Consider the following 12,779-nt stretch of genomic DNA (forward strand, 5'->3'; position numbering starts at 1 on the left):
CTGGTGCTGAAACGCGTAGGTCGGCAGCTCCACCCGACGGGCCCCGTCGAACGCCGGCGCCCAGTCGACGTCGACACCGGACACGTGCAACCGGCCCAACGCCGTGAACAGCGAGAACTCCTCGTCGCGCTCCTTCCGGAGCACCGGAGCGGCCACGACATCGGCAGCCGACTCGGCCACCAACCCGGACAACACCCCATCAGGCCCCAACTCCAGGAACGCCGAAGCCCCAACCTCAAGGAGCTCAGCAACCGAGTCCCCGAACCGCACGGTCTCCCGCACGTGTTCCACCCAAAACTCAGGCGACGTCACGTCCCCGGCAGCAGCAATCGGAACCCCAGGCTCCCGGAAGCTCAACCCCTCAACAACGCCCCGGAACTCCTCCAACATCGGCTCCATCAAAGCCGAGTGGAACGCATGAGACACACTGAGCCGCTTGAACTCCCACTTACTCGCGACCTCAAGAACCGCGTCCTCGTCCCCGGCCAACACGACCGACTCCGGGCCGTTGACCGCCGCCAAAGAGATGACACCCGATCGAGAATTGCCATTTTCGTGGGGTCGAATACCGGAGTTTTCGTCGGGTCGAATACTCCGGTATTCGTCCCCCTGAATCTGGGAGTTTTTGACCGCAGAAGGTTCACCCGACAGGAACGGCAGGACGTCGGACTCGCTCGCGCGGACCGCGACCATCACGCCGCCCGTGGGCAAGGCCTGCATCAACCGGGCTCGGGCTGAGATCAGCGTGCACGCGTCCTGGAGGGACAACACGCCCGCTACGTGGGCTGCGGCTACCTCCCCGATCGAGTGGCCTGCGAGGTAGTCCGGGCTGAGGCCGAAGGACTCCGCCAGCCGGTACTGGGCTACCTCCAGGGCGAACAAGGCCGGTTGGGCGACGCCTGTTTGGTTGAGGGATTCCTGATCGTCTCCCCACATGATCTCGCGGACCGACGGGTCCAAGTGGGACAGGACCTCGTCCAGCGCTTCGGCGAACACCGGGAAGCGGTCGTACAGCTCGCGGCCCATGCCCAGGCGTTGGGAGCCCTGGCCTGCGAAGACGAGTGCGAGGGAGGTTTCGCGGGCTGTGCCGGTGGCGATGTCGGTGATGTCCGAGCCGGTGGCGAGGAGGACCTTGCGGTGCTCGAAGCGGGAGCGGGACGTGGTCAGGGAGTAGCCGATGTCGGCCGGGGACGCGTCCAGGGCGCGGAGGCGGGTGATCTGCTGGTCGAGCGCGGCTTCGGACTTCGCCGACACCACCCACGGAACCACCTGCGAGGAGGGCTGTTCCACCGGTTCCTCGACGGCGGGCCCCTGTTCGAGGATGACGTGCGCGTTGGTGCCACTCACGCCGAACGACGACACCGCCGCACGACGAGCACGCCCGGTCTCCGGCCACGACACCGCCGAACTCAGCAGCTCGACCGACCCGGCCTCCCAATCCACGTGCGAGGACGGGACCTCGGCGTGCAGAGTCCGGGGCAGCACACCTCGCCGCATCGCGGTGATCATCTTGATCACGCCCGCAACACCGGCCGCGGCCTGCGTGTGGCCGATGTTGGACTTGATCGACCCCAGCAGCAGCGGCTCGTCCCGGTCCTGACCGTAGGTCGCCAGCAGCGCCTGCGCCTCGATCGGGTCGCCCAAGGTCGTTCCGGTGCCGTGCGCTTCGACGGCGTCCACATCGGACGATTTCAGACCGGCGCTGGCCAAGGCCTGCCGGATGACCCGCTGCTGCGACGGACCGTTCGGCGCCGTGAGCCCGTTGGACGCGCCGTCCTGGTTCACCGCGCTGCCCCGCACCACGGCCAGCACCTCGTGGCCGTGGCGGCGAGCGTCCGACAGGCGCTCCAGCACCAGCAGACCGACGCCTTCGGACCAGCCCACGCCGTCCGCCGAGTCGCCGAAGGACTTGCACCGGCCGTCCGGGGACAAGCCTCCCTGGCGGGAGAACTCCACGAACGGACCCGGCGTGGACATCACCGTCACACCACCGGCCAGCGCCATCGAGCACTCACCACTGCGCAACGCCTGCATCGCCCAGTGCATCGACACCAGCGACGACGAGCACGCGGTATCGACCGTCACCGCCGGACCCTCGAAGCCCAGGGCGTAGGCGACGCGGCCGGTGGCGATGCTCGGCGAACTGCCCTGCCCCTGGTGGCCCTCGAAGGCGCCGCCGTCGAGCAGTCCGCTGTAGTCGCTGTACATGATGCCCGCGAACACGCCGGTCCGGCTGCCGCGCAACGACATCGGGTCGATGCCGGCGCGCTCGATCGCCTCCCACGCGACCTCCAGCAGCAGCCGCTGCTGGGCGTCGGTGGCCAGGGCTTCACGCGGCGACATGCCGAAGAACTCGGCGTCGAAGTCCCCGGCGTCCTGGAGGAATCCGCCGGAGCGGGTGTAGGAGGTGCCGACGTGGTCGGGGTCGGGGTTGTAGAGGGAGTCGAGCGGCCATCCGCGGTCGTCGGGGAAGTCCGAGATCGCGTCGACCCCGTCGGACACCAGTCGCCACAGGTCCTCGGGCGAGGACACGCCGCCCGGGTAGCGACAGGCCATGCCCACGATCACGACCGGGTCGTCGGCGGTGTTGACCAGGGCCGGGACGTTCGCGGTGTCCTGCGCGCCCGATCCGAACAGCTCGTCGTCCAGGTGCTCGGCGAGGGCTTGGGCGTTCGGGTAGTCGAAGACCAGCGTCGCGGGCAGCCGCAGTCCGGCGGTGGCGCCGAGCCGGTTGCGCAGCTCGACGGCCGTCAGCGAGTCGAAACCGGAATCCTGGAAGGCGCGAGTGGGATCGATCGCCTTGCCGTCGGCGTGGCCGAGGACGGCGGCGACCTCGGCGCGGACCAGGTCGCGGAGCGCGTCGAGGCGTTCGGTCGGCGTGAGCCCGCTCAGCCGGGCGACCAGGGATTCCGCTGCCCGGGATCCGGCGAGGGAGCGGCGCGCCTTGGTGCGCACGAGCCCGCGCAGCAGCGGCGGGACGGCCCCGCTGGAGCGCAGGGCCGCGAGGTCGAGGCGGACCGGCAGCACCACCGGCCGGTCGGTGGCCAGCGCGGCGTCGAACAGGTGCAGGCCCTGGTCGGTGGTCAGCGCGGGCATCCCCGAGCGCTCAAGCCGCTCGGCGTCGACGTCCGAAGCCATGCCCTGCTCCCAGGCGCCCCAGGCCAGCGAGGTTCCGGGGAGACCGAGCGCGCGGCGGTGCTCGATGAGGGCGTCGAGGAACGCGTTGCCCGCCGCGTAGTTCGCCTGGCCCGGCGAACCGAAAACCCCTGCGGCGGAGGAGAACACCACGAACGCCGACAGGTTCTCGGCCAGCTCGTGCAGGTGCCACGCCGCGTCGACCTTCGGCCGCAGCACCGCGTCGACGCGCTCGGGAGTCAGGGATTCGACCAGGCCGTCATCGAGCACGCCCGCCGCGTGCACGACGGCCGAGATGTCTTGCTGCGCGAGGAGATTCGCGACCGCGTCGCGGTCGGCGACATCGCACGCCACCACGTCGACCTGCGCACCGAGGTCGGTGAGCTCGGCCGGGACGTCGCCGCCGCGACGGCTCACCAGGACCAGCTCGCGCACGCCGTGCTCGGCGACCAGGTGACGGGCCACCAGCGCGCCCAGACCACCCGTGCCACCGGTGATGAGGACCTTGCCACCCCAGGCGATCGGCTCGTCGTGCGGTGCGACCCGCGTCAGGCGCGGGGCCAGCACCTCGCCGTCACGGATCATCAGGTGCGGCTCGTCGGAGGCCAAAGCCATTGCTACGAGCGAGGAATCGACGTCCTTGGAGTCGAGTTCCAGCAGGCCGAAGCGGCCCGGGTGCTCCGACTGCGCCGAACGCACCAGTCCCCGCACCGCGGCGGCGGCGACATCGCCTTCGCGCGTCACGAACACCAGGCGCGACTCGGGGTTGCCGTCGGCGAGCCACTCCTGCACCAGCTCCACAGCGCGGCCGGCCAGGGCGTGGGCGGAGGACACGACCTCGGCGGCGTCACCGACCACCGGCACCAGCACGACGTCGGCGTTCACCGCGCTCAGGTCCTGGTGGACCTCGCCGGGCAGGTGCAGCGGGTCCGGGCCGAGGACCGCGCACTCCAGCTCCGCCTCGACCGGGGAGACCGGGACCCAGTCGATGCCGAACAGGGCGTCGCGGGTGAGCTGGGCGTCGGTGAGCTCGGTCTGCGCGAACTCGCGCACGACCAGGGAGTTCACGCTCGCCACCGGCGATCCGGTGGCGTCGGCCAGTGCGATGAGCATCGATCCGTCGGCCGCGACCGAGAGCCGGACCCGCAGTTCGGAGGCTCCCGAGGCGTGCAGGGAGATGCCGCTCCAGGAGAACGGCACGACCCCGGCCGCTCCCCGACCGGAGAGGGCGAGGGCGTGCAGGCTCGCGTCGAGCAGGGCGGGGTGCAGGCCGAACCCGCCGGCGTCCACTCCCTCGGGCAGCGCGACCTCGGCGAACACCTCGTCACCGGAGCGCCACGCGGCGCGCAGGCCTTGGAAGGTGGTGCCGTAGTCGAAGCCCGCGTCGGCGAAGCGCTCGTAGAAGCCGTCGAGCTCCACCGGCTCGGCGCCCGCGGGCGGCCACGCCTCGGTGCCGGAGGCCGGGGGCAGCGGTTCGCGGCCGAGCAGGCCGGTCGCGTGCTGCGTCCAGGGCAGGTCGGCGTCGCCGTCGGGCCTGCTGTGGATCACGAGGGTGCGGTGGCCGGTGTCCTCCTCGGGGCCGACGCGCAGTTGGAGTTGCAGCGCCCCCTGCTCGGGCAGCACCAGCGGGGAGGACAGCGTCAGCTCCTCGACCCGCTCGCACCCGGCTTCGTCGGCCGCCCGGATCGCCAGGTCCACCAGCGCCGCGCCCGGCACCAGCACCTGCCCCTGAACGACGTGATCGGCCAGCCACGGCTGCGACCGGAGCGACAGGCGGCTGGTGAACAGGAACCCGTCGGCGTCGGCGAGCTCGGCCGACGCCCCGAGCAGCGGGTGCTCCACCGCTTCCAGGCCGGCCCCGCGCACGTCGCCCGCGCGCCCCGTCGTGTCCGGCCAGAACCACTGGCGCTCGAAGGGATAGGTGGGCAGGTCGATGCGACGCCCGCCCTCCAGCAACGGCTCCCACCGCAGGTCAGCACCGGCGACGTGCAGCCGAGCCAGGGCGGTGAGCAGCGTCGTCTCGGCGTCCTGGTCCTTGCGCAGCACCGGCGTGATCACCGCGGCATCGGGCGCCGACTCGGCGGCCATCGCCGACAGCACCCCGTCAGGCCCGACCTCGAGGAACGACGTCACGCCCTCCTCGACGAGCCCGGCAACGGCATCCCCGAACCGCACGGTGTCCCGAACGTGCTCCACCCAAAACTCAGGCGACGTCACATCCCCGGAAGCAACCACCGGAACCCCAGGATCCCGGAACTCCAACCCCTCAACGACGTCCCGGAACTCCTCCAGCATCGGCTCCATCAAAGCCGAGTGGAAAGCATGAGACACGCTGAGCCGCTTGAACTCCCAGTTCCCCGCGACCGCCATCACGGCGTCCTCGTCCCCAGCAAGAACGACCGACTCCGGGCCGTTGACCGCAGCCAACGAGATGACACCCGTTCGAGAATTGCCATTTTCGTGGGGTCGAATACCGGAGTTTTCGGCGGGTCGAATACTCCGGTATTCGTCCCCCCGAATCTGGGAGTTTTTGACCGCCGCAGAATCACCCGACAGGTAAGGCAGCACCTCGGACTCGCTGGCGCGGACCGCGACCATGACCCCGCCTGTGGGCAGGGCCTGCATCAACCGGGCTCGGGCCGAGATCAACGTGCACGCGTCTTCGAGGGACAACACGCCCGCCACGTGGGCTGCGGCCACCTCACCGATCGAGTGACCTGCGAGGTAGTCAGGGCGGACACCGAAGGACTCGATCAGGCGATAGAGGGCGACCTCGATCGCGAACAGGGCCGGTTGAGCGACACCCGTTTGGTTGAGGGCTTCCTCGTCCTCGCCCCACATCACTTCTCGGACCGACGGGTCGAGGTGGGTCAGGACCTCGTCCAGGGCCTCCGCGAACACCGGGAAGCGGGCGTAGAGGTCTCGGCCCATGCCGAGGCGTTGGGAGCCTTGGCCTGCGAAGAGGAGTGCGAGGTGCTGCGTGTCCGCTGTGCCGCGGGCGGCTTCGACGAGGCCGTTGGGGGAGGCGAGCAGGACGGCGCGGTGCTGGAACAGCGAGCGGGACGTCACCAGGGAGTGGCCGACGTCGAGGGGTGAGGCGTCGAGGTCGCGCAGGCGGGAGATCTGGGCGTCCAGCGAGGCCTGGGACTTCGCCGACACCACCCACGGGACCACCGTCGCCGACGATGCCGGGGCCGGCTCCTCGACGGCGGGTCCCTGCTCGAGGATGACGTGGGCGTTGGTGCCGCTCACGCCGAACGACGACACCGCCGCACGACGAGCACGCCCGGTCTCCGGCCACTCCACCGCCGAACTCAGCAGCTCGACCGACCCGGCCTCCCAATCCACGTGGGACGACGGGGCTTCGGCGTGCAGGCTGCGGGGGACGACACCGTGCTGCATCGCCGCCACCATCTTGATCACGCCCGCGACACCCGAAGCCGCCTGCGTGTGCCCGAGGTTGGACTTCACCGAGCCCAGCAGCAGCGGCCGCTCCCGATCCTGACCGTAGGTCGCCAGCAGCGCCTGCGCCTCGATCGGATCACCCAAAGTCGTTCCGGTGCCGTGCCCCTCGACCACATCCACGTCCGAAGTGGACAGACCAGCACCCGCCAGGGCCTGCCGGATCACGCGCTGCTGCGACGGACCGTTCGGCGCCGTGAGCCCGTTCGAGGCACCGTCCTGGTTGACCGCCGAACCCCGCAGCACCGCCAGCACCCGGTGTCCGTGGCGCTGCGCGTCGGACAGCCGCTCCAGCACGACGAGCCCGGCGCCCTCGGACCAGCCCACGCCGTCAGCGGACTCCGAGTACGACTTGCACCGCCCGTCGGAGGCCAGACCGCGCTGCCGGGAGAAGACGACGAACGAGGCCGGCGTCGACATGACCGTCACGCCACCGGCCAGCGCCAGCGAGCACTCCCCCTGCCGCAACGACTGCGCCGCCAAATGCATCGACACCAGCGACGACGAACACGCCGTGTCCACCGTCACCGCAGGCCCCTCGAACCCGAAGGTGTAGGACACCCGGCCCGACAGCACACTCTGCGCGGTGCCCGTGCCCTGGTAGCCCTCGAAGGTGTCACCGTCGAGCAGCGTGCCGTAGTCGTTGACCATCACACCGGCGAACACCCCGGTCTGGCTGCCCTGCAACGAGGTCGGGTCGATGCCCGCGCGCTCGATGGCCTCCCACGCGGTCTGCAGCACCAAGCGCTGCTGGACGTCGGTGGCCAGGGCTTCGCGCGGGGACATCGCGAAGAAGTCGGCGTCGAAATCGCCCGCGTCGTGCAGGAATCCGCCCGACGTCGAGTACGACGTCCCGGCGCGGTCGGGGTCGGAGTCGAACAGCGAGTCCAGGTCCCAGCCGCGGTTGGTGGGGAATCCAGTGATCGCGTCGGCGTCCTCGCTCACCAGCCGCCACAGGTCCTCCGGCGAGGACACGCCGCCCGGGTAGCGGCAGGCCATGCCCACGATCACGATCGGATCGTCGTCGACCGAGCCCACCGGGACCGTCGGGGTGACCTCGAGCGCCGCGCCGAACAGGTCGTCGCGCAGGTGCTCGGCGAGGCGGGTCACCGTCGGGTAGTCGAACACCGACGTCGCCGAGATCCGCAAGCCGGTCGCCGCGGTGAGGCGGTTGCGCAGTTCCACGGCCGTCAGCGAGTCGAAACCGAGCTCCTGGAACGGCCGCCCGGGCTCCACTCCCCCGGCGCTCGCGTGGCCGAGCACCGCCGCGACCTCCTCGCGCACCAGCTCGATCAGCCGCTCGGTGCGCTCGGTCTCGCTGAGCGCGGCGAGCCGGTCGGCCAGCGCCGCGGTCTCGGCCTGCGAGGACGCGGTGGCGCGGCGGATCGGGGCGCGGACGAGTCCGCGCAGCAGGTGCGGCACGTCGCCGCTCGACCGCAGCGACGGCAGGTCCAGGTGCACCGGCAGGACCAGCGGTTGCCCGGAGCCCAGGGCGGCGTCGAACAGCGCCACGCCCTGCTCGACGGACAGCGCCTGCACGCCCATGCGCGAGATGCGCTGCACGTCGGCTTCGGAGAGCCCGCTGGTCAGGCCGACCGTCTGCTCCCACGCGCCCCATCCCAGCGACACCGCGGGCAGACCGCGCTCGTGGCGGTGCCGGGCGAGGGCGTCGAGGAAGGCGTTGCCAGCCGCGTAGTTGCCCTGTCCGGCGCCGCCGAAGGTGGCCGCGGCCGAGGAGAACAGGACGAACGCCGACACGTCGCCGGCCAGTTCGTGCAGGTGCCAGGCGGCGTCGACCTTCGGGGCGAGGACAGTGTCGACGGCCTCCGGGGTCAGCGAGGCGATCACGCCGTCGTCGACGACACCGGCGGTGTGCACCACGGCCCGCACCGGGTGCTGCCGCAGCAGGTCGGCGACCGCGGCACGGTCGGTGACGTCGCAGGCCACCACCCGGGCGGTGGCGCCGAGCCCGGTGAGCTCGGTGACGAGGTCGGCGGCGCCGTCGGCGTCCGGGCCGCGGCGGCTGACCAGCAGCAGGTCGCGGGCGCCGTGCTCGGTCACCAGGTGCCGAGCCAGGACAGCGCCCAGACCACCGGTTCCGCCGGTGATGAGCACGGTGCCGTCGACGTCGAAGGCGGGTGGCTGCCCGGTGGCGCGGGCGATGCGGGCGGCCAGGACTTCCTCGCCGCGCAGCAGCAGTTGCGGTTCGCCGCTGGTCAGCACGCGTCCCAGCAGCGGTTCGGGGTCGGTGCCGGGGACCACGTCGATGAGCGCGAAGCGGCCGGGGTGCTCGGTCTGGGCGGAGCGCACCAGGCCGCGCACGGCGGCGCCGACCAGGTCGTCACCGGAGGTGGCGCCCCGGGTGACCAGCGCGAGGCACGAGTCGGCGAAGCGCTCGTCGGCCAGCCACTGCTGCAGCAGCGACAGCACGCGCGCGGTTTCGGCGTGCACCGAGGTCACCACGTCGTCGGTGTCGGCGGCGACGGGCAGCACGACGGTGGTGGCGTCGACACCGGTCAGGTCGCGGGCGTCGGGGTCGAGTCGCGCCCAGGTCGTGGCGGTCTCAGGCAGAGCGATGGGCGTCCAGTCGAGCTGGAACAGCGCGTCGCGGGTGGTGTCGGGGGTCTGCTCGGTCTGCGGGGCCCGGGTGATGAGGCCGTCGATGCTGGCGACCGGGGCGCCGGTCGCGTCGGCAACGGACAGCACGGTGGTGTCGTCGGGGCCGGGCGCGAGCCGCATGCGCACGCGCGAGGCGCCGGAGGCGTGCAGCGAGACGCCCTGCCAGGAGAACGGCAGGCCTCCCCGGCTGAGGTTGCCGACGTCGCCGAAGCCCGAGGCGTGCATTCCGGCGTCGAGCAGCGCGGGGTGCAGGCCGAACTCGTCGGCACCGGCGTCGTCCGGCAGCTCGGCCTCGGCGAACAGCTCGTCGCCGAGCCGCCACACCGCGCGCAGGCCGCGGAACATCGGGCCGTAGTCGAAGCCGACCTCGGTGAAGCGCTCGTAGCAGTCGGCGACGTCCACCGCCTCGGCCCCGGCCGGAGGCCAGGCACCCAGGTCGAAGGTCGGTTCGGACGGGGTCACCGCCAGCACACCACTGGCGTGCTGGGTCCAGTCGCCCTGCCCGGCGTCGGACGGGCGGGAGAAGATCGCGATCGGGCGGCGGCCCGCGTCGTCGGCGGCGCCGACGGTGACCTGCACCTGCACGTCGCCCTGCGGGGGCAGCACCAGCGGCGCGGACAGGGTGAGCTCGTCGACGTGACCGCATCCCACCTCGTCGCCGGCGCGGATCGCGAGTTCGAGGAAACCGGTGCCGGGGAACAGGACTCGGCCGTGCACGACGTGGTCGGCGAGCCAGGTGTGAGTGCGCAGCGTCAAGCGGCTGGCGAACAGGTAGCCGTCGGTGCCTGCGAGTTCGGCCGCCGCGCCCAGCAGCGGGTGCCCGACGGAGTCCAGTCCGGCGGAGCGCACGTCGGCCCGGGTCGTGGCGGGCCGCGGCCAGTAGCGCTCGCGCTGGAACGGGTAGGTCGGCAGGTCGATCCGCCGCGCTCCGGTGCCGTCGAAGAGCCGCGACCAGTCGACGTCGACCCCGGACACGTGCAGCCGCGCCAGCGCCTCGACCAGCGCGGACCCGCCGTCGCGGTCCTTGCGCTGCGCCGGGACCAGAACGGCGTCCTCGGCGGCGGATTCGGCCGCCATCGCGGTCAGCACCCCGTCGGGGCCCAGCTCCAGGAACGCGTTCACGCCCTGCTCGGTCAAGGTCGTCACGTTGTCGGCGAACCGCACCGCGTTCCGCACGTGCTCGACCCAGAACTCCGGCGACGTCACCTCCCCGCTCACCACGATCGACAGGCTCGGCTCCGAGAACGTCACCCCACCGATAGCCGCCCGGAACTCCTCCAACATCGGCTCCATCAGAGCCGAGTGGAAAGCATGAGACACATTGAGCCGCTTGAACTCCCAGTTCCCCGCGACCTCAAGTACGGCGTCCTCGTCCCCGGCCAACACGACCGACTCAGGGCCGTTGACCGCAGCCAAAGAGATGACACCCGTTCGAGAATTGCCATTTTCGTAGGGTCGAATACCGGAGTTTTCGGCGGGTCGAATACTCCGGTATTCGTCCCCCTGAATTTGGGAGTTTTTGACCGGCGCGGCATCACCCGACAGGTAAGGCAGCACCTCGGACTCGCTGGCGCGGACGGCGACCATGGCGCCGCCCGTGGGCAGGGCCTGCATCAACCGTGCTCGGGCCGTGATCAGGGTGCAGGCGTCTTCGAGGGACAACACGCCAGCGACGTGGGCTGCGGCGAGTTCCCCGATCGAGTGGCCTGCGACGTAGTCCGGGTTGAGACCGAAGGACTCCGCCAGCCGGTACTGGGCCACCTCCAGGGCGAACAGGGCCGGTTGGGCGACGCCTGTTTGGTTGAGGGCTTCCTGATCGTCGCCCCACATGACCTCTCGGACCGACGGGTCCAAGTGGGACAGGACCTCGTCCAGGGACTCCGCGAACACCGGGAAGCGTTCGTACAGCTCCCTGCCCATGCCCAGGCGTTGGGAACCTTGGCCTGCGAAGAGGACTGCGAGGGTGCGGTCTGTGGCGATGTCTCGGAAATCGCCGGAGGGCAGGTGGACTGCTCGGTGGTCGAAGGTGGAGCGGGAGGTGACCAGGGAGTAGCCGATGTCGAGGGGGGTGAGGTGGGGGTTGCGGTGGGCGAAGGTGTCGATGCGGTCGAGTTGGGCGTCCAGGGCCGTGCTCGAGCGGCCGGACAGGACCCACGGGACCTCGGGGAGGTCGGCGACCTCGCGCTCGGGCTCGGTCACCGCCGGGGCCTCTTCGAGGATCACGTGCGCGTTGGTGCCGCTGACGCCGAAGGCCGAGACGGCCGCGCGGCGCGGGCGCTCGCCGCGGGGCCACTCGCGGGCGGAGGTCAGCAGTTCCACCGAACCCGCCGACCAGTCCACGTTGGACGACGGGTTCTCGGCGTGCAGCGTCCGGGGCAGCAGCTCGTTGCGCAGCGCCATCGCCATCTTGATCACACCGGCGACACCGGCCGCGCCCTGCGGGTGGCCGATGTTGGACTTGATCGAGCCCAGCAGCACCGGCGTCTCCCGGTCCTGCCCGTAGGTCGCCTGGACGGCCTGCGCCTCGATCGGGTCACCCAGGGTCGTTCCGGTGCCGTGCGCTTCGACGACGTCGACGTCGCCCGGCGTCAGGGCCGCGTTGTCCAGCGCCGTGCGGATCACCCGCTGCTGCGACGGGCCGTTCGGCGCGGTCAGCCCGTTGGACGCGCCGTCCTGGTTGATCGCCGACCCGCGCAGCACCGCGAGCACCTCGCGGCCGTTGCGCTGGGCGTCCGACAGCCGCTCCAGCACGAGCACGCCCACGCCCTCCGACCAGCCGGTGCCGTCGGCCTCGTCGGCGAAGGCCTTGCAGCGGCCGTCGGAGGCCAGGCCGCTCTGCGAGCTGAACGCGGTGAACGCGTTCGGCGTCGACATCACCGCCACACCACCGGCCAGCGCCAGCGAGCACTCGCCACCGCGCAGCGACTGCATGGCGTTGTGCAGGGCGACCAGCGACGACGAGCAGGCGGTGTCGACGGTGACGGCGGGCCCCTCCAGGCCCAGCAGGTAGGAGATGCGGCCCGACAGCACGCTGGCCGCGAACGCGGTCGTCGAGTACAGCCCGATGTCCTCGGCGGAGTTCGCGAGCAGTTCGCTGTAGTCCTGACCGGTGGTGCCCATGAACACGCCGGTGCGGCTGGAGCGCAGCGAGGTGGCCTCGATGCCCGACCGCTCGACGGCCTCCCACGCGACCTCCAGCAGCAGCCGCTGCTGCGGGTCCATCGCGACCGCTTCACGCGGCGAGATCCCGAAGAAGCCGGCGTCGAAACCGGCCACGTCGGACAGGAAACCGCCCTGGAAGGTGGCGCTCGCGAGCCCCTCGACGTCCCAGCCGCGATCGGCCGGGAACTCCGAGATGCCGTCGCGGCCCTCGGCGACCAGCTCCCACAGCTGCTCCGGCGAGGACGCGCCGCCCGGGTACCGGCAGCCCATGCCCACGATCGCGATGGGCTCCACCGCGGCCGCGATGAGCTGCTGGTTCTGCTTGCGCAGGCGATCGTTCTCCTTCAGGGACGAGCGCAGAGCCTCGACGTACTGCTTCTCAGAGCTGCTCATCGGTTTCC

1 protein-coding gene (running past one end of the window) is annotated in these 12,779 nt (G+C 71.3%); it reads right to left on the bottom strand.

The genetic code is table 11. The features are described from left to right. Positions 1-12,771 carry the start of a type I polyketide synthase gene (locus BM424_RS11565; protein ID WP_093416101.1) on the bottom strand. 17,475 nt of this gene lie to the left of the window's left edge, so only the first 12,771 of its 30,246 coding nucleotides appear in the window; it begins with the start codon at positions 12,769-12,771; its stop codon lies off the left edge, out of view. Positions 12,772-12,779 lie beyond the last annotated feature (8 nt).

This window comes from Saccharopolyspora flava, assembly GCF_900116135.1.
GTDB lineage: Bacteria > Actinomycetota > Actinomycetes > Mycobacteriales > Pseudonocardiaceae > Saccharopolyspora > Saccharopolyspora flava.